This is a genomic window from Polaromonas sp. YR568 (genome assembly GCF_943369415.1).
In the GTDB taxonomy this organism is placed as follows: Bacteria; Pseudomonadota; Gammaproteobacteria; order Burkholderiales; family Burkholderiaceae_C; genus Polaromonas.
On record NZ_CALRNF020000035.1, the window covers coordinates 30001 to 47247 of the forward strand.

Here is a 17247-nt window from a genome sequence, read left to right on the forward strand (position 1 = left end):
ATGGACGACCGTGCCGCAATCCACTGCACAGACAACGCGGTGAACGCGCGGCGCGCCGTTTTGCAGGGACACCTCCACTATTTGCGCCACGATGGAGCCGAAGGATTCATGCAGGGCCAAGCCACGGGCCCTTCCGGCGGGCAGTGCTGTGCCCCAGCCCGCTTTGATGGCAGCCAGATCCAGAACGGCCAGGTGCCGGGGCGCTTCTTCTAATAAGGAGCGCCTGAAAGCCAGCGGATCCTGCCCCGCATCCAGGGCCAGTTCGTCCATAAAGCTCTCCGAGAAGAAGGCATTGTGCGAATGTCCCACGGAGCGCCAATAACCCACAGGCACGCCGGAGCGCGTGGCTATGTGCGACATCTTCTGGTGGGCAAAGCCGTAGGGCAGGTCGAACAAGCCCTCCGCGGCGCTCTTGTCGGGCGTCTCCACGGGCGCGGCCAGCGCCGGGACGTTGCGCTCCAGCCAACGCGGGGTGATGGCATCCCCGGCCGACTTGATTTGCAGGCTGGCAGCCTGGCCGGCCGCATCCACCGCCGCGCTGAGCCTGGCCCGCTGCATCGGCCGGTAGAAGTCATGGGTGGTGTCTTCCTCCCTCGACCAGATCAGTTGAACCGGCCGGCCGCCGCATTCCAGGGCTATCCGCACGGCCTGGGCCACGCAATCCACCTCCAGCCTGCGGCCGAAGCCGCCTCCGAGCAGCGTCACGGTGAGCTGGACGTCTTCCAGCGTGACGCGGGCCACCCGTGCGGCTGCGGCCACCGCCATTTGCGGCACCTGCGTGGGCGCCCAGAGCCAGACCTTGCCGTCCTTGACCTGTGCGGTGCAGTTCATGGGTTCCAGCGTGGCGTGGGCCAGGTATGGAGCGCCGTACAGCGCGTCGATTTTCCGGGTGGCGGCCGCTTCGGCCTTGCCGGCATCACCCTTTTCATAAAAAATGTGACCCTCTTCGCCATCGAGCGCAGCCTGCAGCGCCAGACCGATCCGCGCGCTGTCCAGAGGCCCCGCCGGGCGCTGTTGCCAATCCACCGGCACCGCCAAAGCCGCCTGCTGCGCTTGCCACCAGGTTTTTCCCACTACGGCGAAGCCGGCAGTGGAGCCCGCATAGGCCGGCAGACGCACCAGGCGCTCAAACCCGGGCAGCGCCTGCGCTGCATCGGCATGGATGGTGCCAGCCGAGCCGCCCAGCATGGGGCAGAGCCGGACCGCCGCGTAAAGCATGCCGGGCAGGCGCACATCCAGGCCAAAGACGGCCGTGCCGTTGACCTTGGCGGGCAAGTCCGGGCGCGGAGGACTGCGCCCTATCAGCGTCCAGTCTTTGCGGCTTTTGAGCTTCACTTCGCCCGGCGGCGTCGCCGCGGCGAACTTTGCGAGCTCCCCATAGTGCGCCGAGGGCCCCGACGGATGGGAAATAACGCCCTTGCTGATGCTGAGTTCGTCCACCGGCAGCTTCCAGTCCAGCGAAGCAGCGCCCAGCAAGGAGGCCCGGGCCGTGGCCGCCGCCGTGCGCAGCACATCCCAGGCATCGGCCACGCTGGACGACCCGCCCGTAGCGTTGATGCCCAGCTCACGGGCCAGCTTGCCTACCATCCACTCGCCGAGCCGGACCTTGACTGGCCGCACCCTGGGCGCGCCCTCGGCCGCGTAGTCGTCCACCTCCAGCGGGTGTAAAGGCAGGCTGCCGACCAGCATCGCGACATTGCCGTAAATCGTGTCGGCGCCGGCCTGCTCCACGCCGACCCGCGCCAGCGGCACATCGAGCTCTTCGGCCACCAGCATGGCCAGCGCCGTGTGCACGCCCTGCCCCATTTCGCTGCGCGGCATGGCCAGCACCACGCCGCCGTCGGCGCGTATCTTGATCCAGCCATTGAAGACCACGCCCGTCAGGTCGGGCGAGGCGCCGGCCAGCCAGGGCCGGGCCGCGCTGCCCAGGCGCGACCGCGCAGGCAGCACGCTCCAGCCGACCAGCAAGGCGCCGGTTGCACCCGCCGCGCTGAACAACCAGGCCCGCCTTTTCATGCCTTCGCCTTCTTCACCGCGCCGCCGGGCGCCATGCCGGCCGCCCGTTTGATGGCCACGCGGATGCGCTGGTAGGTGCCGCAGCGGCAGATATTGGTCATGGCCGCGTCAATGTCGGCATCCGTCGGCTTGGGGGTCTTGTCGAGCAAGGCGGCGGCCGCCATCAGCATGCCCGACTGGCAATAGCCGCATTGCGGTACCTGCTCGGCGATCCAGGCCAGCTGCAGGGCATGGGGCTTGTCCGGTGTTCCCAGCGCCTCGATGGTCTGGATGCGCTTGCCGAGCACGGCGGACACCGGCACCACGCAGGAGCGCACCGCCTGGCCGTCAACCCGCACCGTGCAGGCGCCGCAGGCCGCCACGCCGCAGCCGAACTTGGTGCCGGTCATGTTCAACACATCGCGCAGCAGCCATAACAAGGGCATGCCGGCATCGGCGTCGGCCTGGATGAGCTGGCCATTGATCTGCAGTTCCACAAAGCCTCCCTCAGCGATGCGTCGCCGGAATCAGAGACTATATAGACGAGCTCCGGGAGGCGATAGGGCGGCGGCGCCACATCGCTGTTGCCGGTTTGCCAAGCGCCGGCCCGGGACTGCCGATGGCCTTGCCGCGGCGGGGAAATGGGCGCCGTCACGGCAGGGGCGGATAATCTGGCCCCTTATGGCACTTATTACCTTACTGGACGCCCAACTCGCTTTTGGGCACGTCGCACTGCTGGACCACGCAGATTTTTCCCTTGAGAGCAACCAGCGCATAGGCCTGATAGGCCGCAACGGCACCGGCAAGTCGTCCCTGCTGAAAATCCTCGCCGGCCTCGAAAAACCCGATGATGGCACGCTGCAGCTGCAGCAGAACCTGCGCATCGCCTATGTGCCGCAGGAGCCCAGCCTGGATCCGCACGCCACCGTCTTCATCGCAGCCAGCGCCGGACTGGCGCGCACCCGCCACGTGGTGGAGCAATACCTGGCGGCCGACGAAAACACCGACCTGGACGCCCTGCAATCCGAAATCGAGGCACTGGACGGTTGGACCTGGGAGCAGCGCGTCGAGGAAACCCTGCACCGCCTGCACCTGGACAAGGACGCCATCGTCGGCTCCCTCTCAGGTGGCACCAAAAAACGCGTGGCCCTGGCCCAGGCGCTGGTCGCCAAGCCCGACGTGCTGCTGCTCGACGAGCCGACCAACCATCTGGACCTGGACTCCATCGCGTGGCTGGAGGAGTTGCTGGTCAATTTCAACGGCAGCATCATCACCATCACCCATGACCGGGCTTTCCTCGACCAGGTCGCCACTGTCATCGTCGAGCTGGACCGAGGCAAGCTGAACAGCTACCCCGGCAACTTCGCCCAGTACCTGGTGCAAAAAGAAGAGCAGATGGCGCAGGAAGCCGTCATCAACGCCAAGGCCGACAAGCTGCTGGCCCAGGAAGAGGTCTGGATACGCAAAGGCGTGGAAGCGCGCCGCACCCGCAGCGTGGCCCGCATCGGCCGCCTTGAAGCGCTGCGCGACAACCGCGCGGCCCGGCGCGACGCCGTCGGCCGCGTCAACCTCGACGTCTCCAGCGGCGAGAAAAGCGGCAAGATCGTCGCCGAACTCACCGATGTGAGTAAAAGCTTCGGCCACCCCGGCAGCGAAAAGATCATCGTCAACAAATTCACCGGCACCCTGCTGCGCGGCGACAAGGTCGGCCTGCTGGGCCCCAACGGCGCCGGCAAGACCACGCTGCTCAAGCTCATCCTGGGCGAGTTGCAGCCCGACGTCACCACGCCGCCCGGCAAGATCCGCCAGGGCGCCAACCTGCAGGTGGCCTACTTCGACCAGATGCGCGACAGCCTGGACCTGGACGCCACGCTGGAAGATTTCATCAGCCCCGGCAGTGAATGGGTGGAAATCAACGGCGCCAAAAAACACGTCAAGAGCTACCTGACCGACTTTTTGTTCTCGCCCGCGCGCGCCAATTCGCCGGTACGCACCCTCTCGGGCGGGGAGCGCAACCGGCTGCTGCTGGCGCGCCTGTTCGCACGGCCGGCCAACGTGCTGGTGCTGGATGAGCCGACCAACGACCTGGACATCGACACCCTGGAGTTGCTGGAAGACCTGCTGCAGAACTACGAAGGCACGGTCTTCCTGGTCAGCCACGACAGGCGCTTCCTCGACAACGTGGTCACCAGCACCATTGCCTATGAAGGCACGCCCGAGAACCCCGGCTTCTGGCGCGAATACGAAGGCGGCGTGACCGACTGGATCACCCAGTCCAAGCGCGCCGCGCAGATCACCGGCAGCAACAAGCCCGCGGCATCCGTCCCCAAGCCGTCCGGTAAAACCGGCAGCGAGCCCAAAAAGGATGCAGGCACGGGCGACACCTCCGCCAAAAAGAAGCTCAGCTACAAGGAGCAGCGCGAGCTCGACGGCCTGCCGGCGCTGATCCAGCAACTCGAGTCGCAGCAAAAGGCGATTGAGCAGGAGTTGTATGACGGCACGCTCTACACCACCAATGCCAAGCGGGCCGCCGAGCTCAACGCGCGCAACAGCAAGATCGAGGAAGAACTGATGGCAGCGCTGCAGCGCTGGGAAGCCCTGTCCTCCTGAAGCCCGTGGCGCCCGGCTCGCTGTCGAGCCGGGCGCCTACAAAAAGAGTGGACGGATACGCCGGTTTGGCAGGTCGTAAATACACCTGCTTACGCTACAGTGGCCGCATCATGTCCATACCTGTTCCCGCCGGCCACGCCCTCCTTTCCCGATCGCACATGTTTGCCGCTTCCGCTTCACGCTGGCTGGCCCTGCTGTTCATGGGCTTGTGGATCACGGGATGCGCCTCCTTGCCCAGCGAAGTGGACAGGCCGGTCTCGACCGCTTTGGCCAAACCGTCGGAAACCCGCCTGGGCGCCCTGGTGGCCGAGCGCGCCGCCAAGGCCGGAACCCGCAATGATTCCGGCTTTGCACTCGTCGGCGACGCCGAACTGGCTTTCACCAGCCGCATGACCCTGATCAAGGCGGCGCAGAAAACGCTGGACATCCAGTACTACGCCATCTTTGCCGACGACACCACCGAGCGCATGTTCGAGGCCCTGCGCGAGGCCGCAGGCCGGGGCGTGCGCATCCGCATCCTGCTGGACGACTTCAACACCTCGGGCAAGAACGCCCAGGTGCTCAAGCTCGCGTTCGAGAAAAATTTCGAGCTGCGGCTGTTCAACCCGCTGCCAGGCGGCCGCGGCTCGCTGGCCCTGCGCATCCTGAGCAACCTCAAGGACGCCGCGCGCATCCAGCGGCGCATGCACAACAAGATTTTTGTGGCCGACAATGCCGTTGCCATCACCGGCGGGCGCAACCTCGGCGAAACCTATTTCGGCCAGAGCAAGGGCACGAATTTTGTGGACATCGACGTGCTCGCGGCCGGCCGCATCGCGCGCGACCTGTCCGCCAGCTTCGACCAGTACTGGAACAACCCGCTGGCCTACCCGGTGCAGTCGCTGATGACGGCCGAAGAGATCGAGGCCATGAAGCAGCCGCCCCCCGGTGCCAAACCCGCCAACCTCAACCAGGAGGACCCGGCGGCACTGGCGACCGCCACACAGGCCGCCATCGCCGAGTCGAATGCCTCCGCGGCGTCCGTCGCTTCAGCCGCCGCGCTGCCCGATTCCACGGACCTGCGCCTGCTGACCTGGACCTGGGCGCCTTCCGTGATGCTGGCGGACAAACCCTCCAAAATCGCCGCCGACGCCGACACCACCGAAGAATCCCAGGACACCACGGTCGACGGCCTGCTGCAGCTGATGTCGCAGGCCCAAAGCAATCTGCTGATCGTCTCGCCCTACTTCGTACCCGGCGAACGCATGATGAAAGAATTCACCGAACTGCGCCAGCGAGGCGTGCGCGTGCGCGTGCTGACCAACTCGCTGGCCTCCAACGACGCGCCTGCCGCGCACGTCGGTTACGCGCGCTACCGCAAGGCGCTGCTGGACATGGGCATAGAGTTGTATGAAATGCGCGCCGAGCAGCAAGGCTCTTTCTCAAGCTTCGGCTCGTCCGCGCTGAGCGGCGGCTCCACGGGCGGCTCCACCAGCGGCTCGCGCGCCAGCCTGCATTCCAAGGTGGTGGTGATCGACGACCGCCTGCTGGTGGTCGGCTCGATGAACCTGGACCTGCGCTCACAGCTGCAGAACAGCGAGATCGCCATCGTCATCCGCAACCGCGCCATCTCCGCCGAAGCCACGCGCCTGATCGAGCCCACGCTGTCCACCGGCGCGTATCACGTCGAGCTCGACAGCGGCCAGATGGTCTGGCGCGCGCCACAAGGCTCGCAGCTCAAGGATTCCCTGGTGGAGCCTGATGCGAGTTGGGGGTTGAAGTTGATGCTGAAGGTGATTGGGCCGTTTGCGCCGGATGAAATGCTTTAAATCGATTCTTCCTCAAGCTCCAAGGTATTCGATATTTGTATTCGGGTTAGCTGTTCGGTATTCCTGCCCCCACCCCTTGTGGATGCGCCGAGGAGCGCAGGGCCAGACGGATCAGGGCAAAAACTTGTTTGAGCCGAAGGCGAGTTGTTTTTGACCCCGGCTGGACCGAGCACCGCAGGTTGCCCGCAGCGAAGCGGAGGGACGCAGCAACCAGGGTCGCCTTTTCTTTGCTTACGTTCTTTTGGCGAAGCAAAAGAAAGTAAGTCGCCCGCCGGGGCGAGACCCGGCCAGCCATCCTCAGCAGAGGGCAAGGGCGCGGAGAGCCGGCGCAAGACCCGGCCTACTGATCCACCTTCACCCGATAAGTCACGATCAACTGCGCCCCGGACGCCAGCGACCCGGTAAACGTCCACTTCAAAGCCCCTTGCGCCCCCACCGCCGGTTGCGTCGTCACCGTGCAGCCGGTGATGCCCGTGGGCAAGGTGCCCGGGCAGGCCGCGGAAACAAACCCCGTGAAGGCGGTGGTGGAGTCGCTCACGAAGAGAGTGGACAGCGGCAGCGTGCCGTTGTTGGTCGCCGTCAGCGTGTATTGCAGCGTGTCGCCGGGACTGGCGTTCACGCTGGTGGCGGCGGGGATGGCCTGGGTGATGTTGCTCACCAGCTTGGCCAGTGACAGGTCGCCGGCCTGGCCCACGGTGGTGATGTCGGTGGCGACCAGGGTGCTGACGGCCAGCGCCGGGGCCGAGTTGGTGTAGCTGAAGGCGGCGCTCAGCGTGATGCTGTTCTGCGCGCCCTGGTTGGCGCCGGCGGGCACGAACTGCTTGATGATGAGGCAAACCGTTTGCCCGGCCGTGACGGTGATGGCGGCGGTGACCTGCGGCTCGCTGGTATCCAGCGCCGTGTTGCAGTTGCTGTCCTGGTAGAGCACCTGGCTCCAGGCCGGGCTGGCCGGCGTGGCGGTATTGGCCATGGAGAACGTAACCTGCCCGCCGGTGCCGGCCTTGTAGCTATGGGTGTAGAACACGACCGTGCCGGGCTGGGCCGTCTGCGCGCCGTTGGGTCCCAGGGTGTTGGGCGGCACCATGCCGAAGTTGATGCCGGTGCGGGCCAGGCCGGAGCCGGCGGTGTAGCTCACGCTGGGGCGGGTGTAAGTGCCGCCCGTGGTGCCGGCCGAGCCGCCGGTGGCGGTGTAGCCGGCCGGCAGCACGGGCGTGATGACCACGGTGCCGGTGGTGGATGCCGGCACCCACAGGATGTAACTGCCGTCGCCGGCGGTGGGTTCGCTGTCCACCGTGGTCGCGCCCTGCATGGCGTTGACGGCGATGCCTGCCAGGCCCGCTTCGGTGCCGGCCTTGGCGCCGTTGTTGGCGGTGCCGCCGCCGGCGCCGTTGTCGGCAAACACATTGCCGCTCAGCGTGCTGCCGTTATAGAGGCCGAAATTCTCCGGCGCCGGCGGCGCCGCGCCGACCGTCAGCTGGATCACGCCGGTGGGGTTTTCCGTGCCTATCCATCCGGCGGGGTTTGCCGGCGTCACGTCGCTCAGGGTGCCGTTGCCGTCGAGCACCAGGCAGTAGTTGCCTGCCGGTACGCTGGACAGGCTGTAGGCGCCGGTGGACAGGGTCACCGATGCCGCCGCCAGGGCCGGGCCGGTGCAGACGCCGCCGGACAAAGGCACCAGCTTGACGAACAGGGGGCTGGCGCCGCCTATGCCCGACTCGCTGGCTTCGAGGCTGCTGTTGTGGTTCACGTCGGCATACACGGTGCCCGCGATTCCCCGGCCGGCGGTGCTGGTGACGGGGGCGGCGCAGCCCGCGCTCGGCGTGTTGGCCGCGGTACAGCTGGTGGGCGTGGGCGGCGTGGTGCCGCCTGTCGGGTCCACCGAGGCGTAATTGGTGGTGGCCGCATTGCTGGTGGCTGTCACGGTGATCACCACGGCGGATGTACCGCCGCCCACGGCGATGCTGCCGCTGTAGTTGCAGGTCACCAGCGCGCCGCCGCCGCCGGCTGCCGAGCACGACCAGCCGGTGCCCACACCGCTCACATAGGTCAGGTTGGCGGGCAGCTGGTCCAGGATGCGGGCGGTCGTGGCCGCGGCGGTGCCGCTGTTGGTGACGGTCAGCGTGTAGGCGCTGTTGGTGAACACCTGCAGCGCCGGGCTGGGGTTGGATTTGACCAGGCCCAGCACGGGGCTGGTCGGTGTGTTGGTGACGGGGGCCGCGCAGCCCGCGCTGGGCGCATCGGCCGCGGTACAGCTGCCGGCCGTCGGCGGCGCGGTGCCGCCGGTAGTGTCGACCGACGCGAAATTGGTCACCGGCGCCACGCTTGTCGGCGTGGCGGTGAGGGTGATCACGGCGGTGCCGCCGGGCGCGATCACGCCGCTGAAATTACAGGTGACCAGGGTGCCGCCCGTGGGCGTGCAGGTCCAGCCGGTGCCGGTGGCGCTGACGAAGGCCATGTTGGCGGGCAACTGGTCCAGCACGCGGGCAGTGGTGGCCGCGGCGTTGCCGCTGTTCGTCACGGTCAGCGTGTAGGCGCTGTTGATCCCGACGCTGAGCGCAGGCGTTGGCGCCGACTTCACGAGGCCGAGCACCACGCTGCTGGTGACCGGCGCGGCGCAACCGTCCGTCGGGGTATTGGCCGCCGTGCAGGTGGTGGGAACCGGCGGCGTCGCGCCGCCATCGGGATCGACGGACGCGTAATTGGTGATCGCCGTGGTGGTGTTGGTCGGTGCCACCGTGATGGTGATGGCCGAGGTGCTGCCGCCGGCCGCGATGGTGCCGGCGAAGTTGCAGGTCACCAGCGTGCCGCCGCCACTGGCCGTCGGGGTGCAGGTCCAGCCCGTGCCGGTGCCGCTCACGTAGGTCACATTTGCAGGCAACTGGTCCAGCACGCGCGCCGTGGCGGTGGCGGCCGTTCCGGTATTGGTGACGGTCAGGGTGTAGGCGCTGTTGATGCCGGTCCGCAAAGCCGGCGCAGGCTGGGATTTCACCAGGCCCAGGATCACGATGGTGGGCGTGCTGGTCACCGGCGCAGCACAACCGGTACTCGGCGTGTTGGCGGCGGTACAGGTGGTGGGTGTGGGTGTGGCCGTGCCGCCCGTTCGGTCCACCGACGCATAGTTGGTCACGCTGGCAGTGCTGGTGGGCGTGACCGTGATGACGACGGCGGCCGTCCCGCCGCCGGTGGCGATGCTGCCGGTGTAGTCGCAGGTCACCAGCGTGCCGCCGCCGCCGGGTGCCGTCGAGCAGGTCCAACCCGTGCCCGTGCCGCTGACATAGGTCAAGTTGGCCGGCAATTGATCCGTGATGCGCGCCGTGGTGCTCACCGTCGTGCCCGTGTTGGTGAGCGTGAGGGTGTAGGCGCTGTTGCTGCCGACTTTCAAGGCCGGGCTGGGCGCCGACTTGACCAGGTTCAGGATCGCGTTGGTGGGGGTATTGGTCACCGGCGGGGCGCAACCCGCGTTGGGCGCATTCAATCCCGTGCAATTGCCGGCGGTAGGCGGGGCGGCATTGCCCACGGCGCCGACCGAAGCGCGGTTGGTCACCGCAGCAATCGTCGTCGGCCTCACCGTGATGTCGACCGAGGCACTTGTAGCGGCAATGGTGCTGCTGTAGTTACAGGTCACCAGAGTCCCCGCCAGCGAACAAGTCCAGCCAGTGCCCGCGCCGCTGACATAGGTCAGGTTGGCAGGCAGGCGGTCCGTCACGGTGGCGGTGAAAAATGGCGTCGTGGTGGTGGCCGTCACCGTCAGCGTGTACACGCTGTCCCTGTTCAGGGCCAGCGCCGGGCTGGGCTGGGATTTGCTGAGATTCCGTGTCGGATTGACGGGAGTGATGACGACGGAGCCGTTGCCGCCATTATTTCCGGCGGCCGGCGCCGAGCCGGTGACGGAAGCACCGCCGGCAGCGCCCGCCGCGGTCACGCTGAAAGTCGTCACCACAGCGGTGTCGCTGCATGAGCTGCCGCCTCTGGACTGCTGGGTGTTGTTGGTGCCGCTGCTGTCTACCAGCTCCGCGCCGCCCGCACCGCCGGGGCAGCCGCCGCCGCCGCCACCACCGCCCGAACCGTCGCCGACGCGTGTGTTGCCCGCGACGCCTGCGGAACCCGGCAGCGCCCCTATGGGGGTGGCCGGCGCGGCCAGACCGGCGCGGCCCAGCACGTCCAGGGCGCCGCCCTGCCCGCCGCCCCCGCCGCCGGCGATCACCAGCCGGGCATTGGCAGCCGTGGCCACCACACTGGCGGCACCGCCGCCGGCGCCGCCGCCGGACCAGCCATCGCAACCGGCCTGCCCGCCGGAGCCGCCCGCAAACCCTGCGGCGCCGCCGGCCAGGCCGCCCGCGCCGGCCGCATTGGCGCAGGTGAAAGCCCCCTGCGAGGTGTTGCCTGCCCGGCCGCCTTGCCCCACATAAATATTCAGCACGGTTCCGGGCGCCGCATAGTAAGTGCCTGAGGCCCTGGCGCCTGCGCCGCCGGCGCCGCCCCAGCCGTTGGAGTCGTTGCCGCCGCTGCCGCCGCCCGCGCCATTGGCCTGGATCGTGACCCCGCCCGCGCCCGCGGGCACGGTGTAGGTCTGCACCGCGCCGGTGTAGTTAAAAGTCGTCTGCGCCATCGCCCAGGGCGCGCCCAGCAGCAGCAAGGCGGCGCCCCATGCGGCGCGCGCCAGGGCGCGCGAAGGCGCCGGCTTGCGTGGCATGCCTGGGCGGGAAACGGGGCGTTGAAAAAGCATCATGATTGGGGAGCCGCCGTGCGGGAGGTGGATGGCGCGGCCGCGGCGGCCGGGTCGCCGAGCAGGTTCTCGTCAAACTTGAAGCGTACACGCAGATAGAGGCCGCGCTGGGTATAGGCCTCGCCCGTCATGTCCGCGGCCTTGAAGCCCTTGACGTTGTAGCCCACGGACACCCACATGTTTTTCCAGGCGAGGTAGCCGACTTCCACGCCGACGGCGGTTTCGGCGGCGCCGTCGCCCCACATGCGGTAGGCCTGCAGGCTGACGTCCCAGTGCTGCGTGAGGTCCCAGGTGGAGCGGCCGCCTATGAGCTGCGTGAAGGAGCGGCTGGTGATGCCGTTGGACTTGTCGGTGCCCCACTTGGCGGCGTAGCGCGCGCTCATGATCCAGTTGCGGTTGGGCTGCACGTTGAGGTGCGTCGACAGGATCAGGCCGGACTCATCGCGGTTCAGGCCGGGGCCCAGCGTGCTGTCCGAATCCTGTTTGTATTCGATGCGGCCCAACGCGTTCCACACGTCGGTCTCGACAGGGCGGTAGGCCACGCCGGACTGCGCCGTGATCAGTTCGCGCTTGCCGCCGCCGGCGGCGAGGTTGGACTGTTCGCTGTAGAGGCCGCGGTTGAGCAGGGTCCAGCTGTCGTCCAGCTTGTTCGCCACCGCGCCGGTGAGCAGCCAGCTGCTGGAGGTCGTCGAGGTCTGCCACTGCACCTGGCCGGAGGCCTTCCAGGTGGCGGCGGCCGTGTAGTCGGCGCCAAGCGTCACGGCGCTGGAGTCGTCGACGACCACGCCGGAAATCGGCTTGATGCGCTGCACGCTGGCCGTCAGGCCCACGCCGTTGTCCAGGCGCATGAGCTTGCGCAGGCCGACGGCGGCTTCGCTGCTGCGGCCGTTGATGCTGTCGCCCATGCGGTATTCGTTGAACAGCTGCGTGCTGTCGGTCAGCTCGGTGTTGATGCCGGCGACGGTGGTGTATTGCGAGGTCGAGGTGTTGAGCGTGTAGATGCTCTTGAGGCTGTTGATGAAGTCGTGGCGCGCGTACATGCGCGTCGTGGCGTTGAGCGCATAGTTGCCGCCCACTCCGACTTCACGGCCGCCGCTGCCGTCGATGGCGTACTCGGCCAGGCCGTAGACGTCGGCCTGCGGCACGTCGGGCACGGGCACGGTCACCTTGACGCGCGCGGTGGTGGTGCCGACTTCTTCGGCGGTGCCCGCAGCCACCATGGCGGCCGTCGGCGTGATCGGCACGGTGGAGCCCGGCAGGGCCGGGCCGGACAGCGCCGCGGCGGTGTTGGAACTGCTGTAGCGCACGCCGACTTCCACCTTGATGTTGCCGGCCATGCTGTGCTCGAGCTTGAGCTCGGCGCCGGTTTGCGCCGCGCCGCTGACGCCGTTGGTGGTGCGCAGCACTTCGCCGACGATGCGGTTCTTCTCGTCCACCGCGTAGCCGATCTTGGCGCCGTATTCCGACTGGCCCGCGGACTGCACGCTGTTGGGGTTGTAGAAACCGGTGCTGGTTTCCGCGGCCCAGGCGCGCGCCTGCAGCGCCTGGTCTTCATGGCGTATCTCGGCGCGGTGGCCGGAGCCGTTGCCCTGCAGGTCCGTGGTGCTGCGCGCGATTTCACCCGTGGCCACGGTTTTTTCGCCGAAGCGGGCCGTCACGTTGATGCCGTCCAGGCTCTGGCGGTTGGCCGGGTCGGTGTCGCGCATGGCCGACGCGCCCAGCGTGATGGCCGGCGTGACCTGCACGCGGGCTTCGCCGCCGGCGACCGAGTGCTTGATGCCGCCCGCATCGACCGAATAGCTGACGCGCACGAAGACGGGGTTGAGGTCGGGGTCCACGCTGGGCACCGGCGACTTGAGCAGCAGCCGGCCGCTCAAAGGCTCGATTTCGTAGTCGGTGAACTGCGTGAGCGGCGTGTCGTTGACGATGACCGAAGACTGGCTGCGGTTGCGCGTGAGGATGTTGACCTGCTGGCTGTTGACCACGCCGTTGATGTTGAGCAGGAAGGGGCCGGAGGTGCCGTTGGCGCGGAATTCCTGCACCAGCTGCGTGGTCGAGGTGCGGCTGGCAAAACCCTCCACGGTGACGGCGCCTTCCTGGTAGCGGCCCTTCACGCCGTTCAGGGCGCGCGAATACTGCGTGAGCTGGCGCGCGGCGTTGTCGCTCTGGGTCGAATAGTCGCCCAGCAGCGCGTAGTTGCTGCCGTTTTGCAGCATCACGTAGAGCTTGCCGGTGGACTGCGCGTCAAAGCCGCGCGCGGACGAATCGCCGTACACCGGGTAGAACTGGTTGGGCTGGATGTCGCGGAACAGCGCGGTGTCGCCAGGCTTGTCGGAATCGTAGGCCAGCGTCAGCAGCGAAGAACCGAGTACCTTGCCTTTGAGGAACAGCGCGGTGCGCGCGGCGGCGTCGCCCTTGCCGCCGCGAAGGCTTTGCGCGCTGCTCTGGATCTGGCGCTCGAACACGTCGCCGCTTTGCGCGGGCTGCATGGCCGAAGGGCTGAGGCTGCGCAGGTTGATGGTGCCTTCGACGATGCCGGCGGCGATCATGGGCCGCAGGTTGGGCATGAATTCAATGGAAGCCACGGACTTGACGGTGCCGGAGCTGATGACGAGCTCTGCCTTGCCGGGTTGCGCCGGCGGCAGCAGCAGGAAGCGGCCTTCGCCGCCTTCGACGAACACCTGCGTGCCGGGCTGGCGCGCGTCGAGGTCGGGCGTCTGCCATTGGCCCAGGTTGGCCTGCAGGCTGACCTGGGTGCGCGCGGCCACCGGCAGGCCCTGGGCGTCGCGCAGGGAAACGGTGATGGGCACGGCGGTGGTTCCGTCCGCGATCAGTTGCGCCGGCGCGGCGATCTCTATCCTGGCCAGCGCGCCGGGCACGCGCAGCGTGAGCTGCGCCGTGCCGCGGGCATTGCCGAAGCTGTCGATGGCGCGCACGGCCAGCGTGTTGCGGCCGGGCTTCAGGTCGACGCCGATGTATTCCCAGGCCAGGACCTTGTTCTTTTCCAGGCTGCTCTTCTTGCCGACCTGCGTGGCCGGCACGGGCTGGCCATTGACCGTGAGTTCAAAACGCGCACCCAGCGGTCCCTTGACGCGGACCCGGGTCTGCGCCACGGGCAGCAGCTGGTCATCCACCAGGCCGACGAAGGCGGTCTCGCCGTTCAGGTCCGGCAACAGGTCTTCCAGGGGCTGCAGCGCCTGCTCGGCCGGGGCGGCCTCTGCGGCGGGCGCCGCGGGCTGCGCGGGCAAGGCCATGGCCGGCGTGTAAATGGGGCTGGGCAGGCGCGCGTTCGGTGCGATGGGGCCGCCGGTGTCGCCCACGGCGCCCAGGTTCCCCGCGGTGCCCGGCAGTGCCGCCACCGCGTTGCTGCCCGCATTGTTCTGCTGCGCGCCGGGCAGGCCCATGGCGCCGGCGGCGGGCAGCGTGCGGCTGTCGGCCGCGACGGCGCCGCGGTTGGCCTGCAGCAGCGAGCCGGCGGCCTGGGTGATTTCCGAGGGGTTGCCCAGCGCCTTGCGACGCGCCGCGATCTGTTCGTGGATGCCGGGCGTGCATTCGGTGATGGCGAAGTCGGCCTTGTGCAGCTCGCCGTTGATGGTGTCCACGAAGCGGCTGCCGCCGTCGAAAGCGTTGCGATTGTTCAGCACGGCCAGGGTGGCGCCGGCGGGCAGCGTGGTGTTGTCCACCTTGGCCACGTGGGTGCGCGGCTCCAGGCCGTAGAAGCTGTACTTGCCCTCTTCGTCCGTCACGGCGTAGGTGCCGTCTTCCAGGTAGATTCGCACGCCGGGAATGCCCGGCTCGCCCGCGTCCTGCACGCCGTCGCGGCTGCAGTCGGCGAACACCTTGCCGATCACGTAGGCCTTGTTGGAAAACACGCCGGCCACCACCTGCACACGCACGCTGGAAATGTTGGAACTCACCCCGCCGCTGCCGGCCTGGGCCGTGTTGACACCGTTGCCGCTCATGCTGCCGGCGCCGACGCGCACGCGGTAGGTCAGCACGGGCTGGGCGTGGACGGCGATGTCGCCCACGGTGAAGCGCAGCGTGGGGCCGGCGCCGCCGACCGGGTCGGCCAGCGGTGCGCCGTCCAGCCGGGAGGTGCCGCGCACGTAGGCGAAGCCGGCCGGCAGGTTGTCCCTGACCACGGTGGCGAGCAGCGGCACCGAGCCGAAGTTGTTGAACTTGATGGTGTAGTCGACAAAGTCGCCGACCTCGGCGGTCTTCTTGTTGGCCGTTTTCTGGATGAACAGGCCGCCCGCGACGGCGCCGGGATCCATGGGCACGTCGAAATGCACCGGCGCGCCCGCCACCACGAATTCGCCTCCATAGGAGCCCGGCGTGTCTATGCCCCGGCCGGCCGGCTGCAGCGCCGCCGGCGAGACCGAGGGAAAGGAAAAGCCCGCGGGCGGCGTGATCGCCAGGCGGTAATTGCTGTTGAGCACCAGCGGAAATTCATAAACGCCGTCGGCGCCGGTCACGATGGTGCTGGGCGCCGGGGTCAGGCCGTCGAGCAGGAACACCGTGGCCGGCCCGCCGGGGTTGCCGCCGTTGCCCGCGCCGCTCACGTCAATCAGCCGCACCGTCGCGCCGGCGATGGGCTGGTTGGTCAGCGAGTTGTAGACCGTGCCGGACGGGTCGACCAGCAAGGAGGTGCTGGCCGACACCGAGATGCCGTCGCAGGCCGTGATGGAGGCGGTCACCGTGTCGTTGCGCAGCACTTCCAGGATGCCGTTGCCCGAGGCCACGATGTGCGTGGCCGCGTTGGCGGTGGGAACGCTGGGCAGGATGCGGAAGATGCCGGTGTTGGTACCGGTCTCCACGGCGGTGAAGGTTTCCGAGTCGCGGGTGAGCTGGCTGACGAGGGTGACGTCCACCGTGCCGATGGCCACCGGGTCGGCATTGCAGATGGACGCGTCGGTCTGCACATACAGGGCGTTGCCGGGAATACTCTGCGTGGCCTTGTTCGTGTAGTTGTTGTTGGTATAGAAGAAGATGCCGGCCGCGTGCCCGGGCAGCAGCAGCACCACCGTGTTGCTGGCCGTGGTCAGCGGGGCGGCGGCGTCGATCCAGTCGGCGTAGGCGGTGCCGGTCACATTGCCGGCCGCGTTGTCATTGACCATGACGTTGAATTTGCCCTGGAACAGCGCGCCCTGGGCCAGTGTGGGAAGCGACCAGGCCACCGCATCCACCACGGCGCCGGCCGGCACCGCGGTGACGTAGCTGTTGGCTGCGCCGCCCAGCAGGTGGTACAGCGTCTGCGCGCCGGGGTTGGTGGCGGGCAACGCCGAGGTGAAGGCGGTGTTCCCTGGCACGGGCGCGCGCAGGATGAACAGCGCGGCCGGCGCGCCGTTGACGGTCACATTGGCCGGGCTGGCCGCCATGTTGCCGTTGTTGGTGGCCCGCGCGGTGAAGCTGAGCGCCACGTTCTGGACGGCTGTGGCGGTCGAGGCCGAGTAGCTGACCTGAACGGCCGCGCCGTTGGTCAGGTTGATCGTGTCCGTATTCGTCGCCGTGGCGCTTTGCAGCTGGCTGACCGCGCGCAGGGTGAGTTGCGCCGTTTGCCCGGGAACCGCGCCGGCCGGTATCTGGCCGGTGATCAGCAGGCCGGCGGTGCCGCCCATGGGCAGGGGGACCACGCCGCCGGCGGGAACGACAGGCTCACCGGCGTCGACCAGCCCGTTGCCGTTGACGTCCAGCACCACCTGCACATTGAGGGGCGTGAAGCCGCTGCCGCCGGCCACGCTGGCCGTGACCAGGTAGTTGGTGGTGACGTTGCCGGTGTTGGCCAGGTTGTGGTTGATGGTGAAGGATGAGCCGACGCCGACCAGCCGGTTCTGGCTGTTGGTCAGCGTGAGCGCCTCCATCGGCCCCACCACGGTGTTCACGATGTTGGAGCTGATGCGTATCGAAAAGCCGGTCGCCGTGTCCGTGAAGGTTGCGCTGGCCGCGCTGGTGATCATCGTCCCCGCCGGAGTCGGCGCCGCCTGTGCCGCTGCCCAGAAAAGCAGCAACATGCAGGAGATCAGCAGTTTGCGCAGCAGGCGAAAAAGCATGTGGGGCGGATGGATGGTTCGGGTTGCGGCAGGACGTCGCTTTCCAAAGGGCACGCGG

At 68.0% G+C, this 17247-nt stretch carries 6 protein-coding genes (1 of these 6 only partly in view); 2 read left to right on the forward strand and 4 right to left on the reverse strand.

Annotated elements, in window-relative coordinates; translation table 11 throughout:
* Both ACLV74_RS20065 and ACLV74_RS20070 read right to left on the reverse strand, forming a co-directional pair.
* On the reverse strand, nucleotides 1-2016 hold the 5' portion of the coding sequence (locus ACLV74_RS20065) for a molybdopterin cofactor-binding domain-containing protein (RefSeq protein WP_411881178.1). The gene continues 297 nt to the left of window position 1, outside the view; the window shows 2016 of its 2313 coding nt (coding positions 1-2016); it begins with the start codon at nucleotides 2014-2016; its stop codon lies off the left edge, out of view.
* The gene (locus tag ACLV74_RS20070) at nucleotides 2013-2492 is read right to left on the reverse strand and encodes a (2Fe-2S)-binding protein (protein ID WP_411881179.1); all 480 of its coding nucleotides are present in this window, start codon (nucleotides 2490-2492) and stop codon (nucleotides 2013-2015) included. Before ACLV74_RS20070 ends, ACLV74_RS20065 begins: the two co-directional genes overlap by 4 nt.
* A gap of 184 nt (nucleotides 2493-2676) precedes the next feature.
* On the opposite strand from ACLV74_RS20070, the gene ACLV74_RS20075 reads away from it, so the two are divergent.
* The gene (locus tag ACLV74_RS20075) at nucleotides 2677-4605 is read left to right on the forward strand and encodes an ATP-binding cassette domain-containing protein (protein WP_411881180.1); all 1929 of its coding nucleotides are present in this window, start codon (nucleotides 2677-2679) and stop codon (nucleotides 4603-4605) included.
* Between the two features lie 158 nt (nucleotides 4606-4763).
* A complete protein-coding gene (locus tag ACLV74_RS20080) occupies nucleotides 4764-6413 on the forward strand; it encodes a phospholipase D family protein (RefSeq protein WP_411881181.1) in 1650 nt (549 codons plus the stop codon).
* 340 nt (nucleotides 6414-6753) lie between these two features.
* Here the strand turns inward: ACLV74_RS20080 and ACLV74_RS20085 are convergent, their stop codons facing one another.
* Nucleotides 6754-11106, reverse strand: a complete 4353-nt coding sequence (locus ACLV74_RS20085; RefSeq protein ID WP_411881182.1) for a beta strand repeat-containing protein — start codon at nucleotides 11104-11106, stop codon at nucleotides 6754-6756.
* Between the two features lie 32 nt (nucleotides 11107-11138).
* A complete protein-coding gene (locus ACLV74_RS20090) occupies nucleotides 11139-17189 on the reverse strand; it encodes an SdrD B-like domain-containing protein (protein WP_411881183.1) in 6051 nt (2016 codons plus the stop codon).
* Between the last annotated feature and the right edge of the window lie 58 nt (nucleotides 17190-17247).

Coding starts and splice junctions, on each gene's coding strand:
- ACLV74_RS20075 (WP_411881180.1), top strand. CDS start 2,677: ATGGCACTTATTACCTTACTGGACGCCCAACTCGCTTTTGGGCACGTC.
- ACLV74_RS20080 (WP_411881181.1), top strand. CDS start 4,764: ATGTTTGCCGCTTCCGCTTCACGCTGGCTGGCCCTGCTGTTCATGGGC.
- ACLV74_RS20085 (WP_411881182.1), bottom strand. CDS start 11,106: ATGCCACGCAAGCCGGCGCCTTCGCGCGCCCTGGCGCGCGCCGCATGG.
- ACLV74_RS20090 (WP_411881183.1), bottom strand. CDS start 17,189: ATGCTTTTTCGCCTGCTGCGCAAACTGCTGATCTCCTGCATGTTGCTG.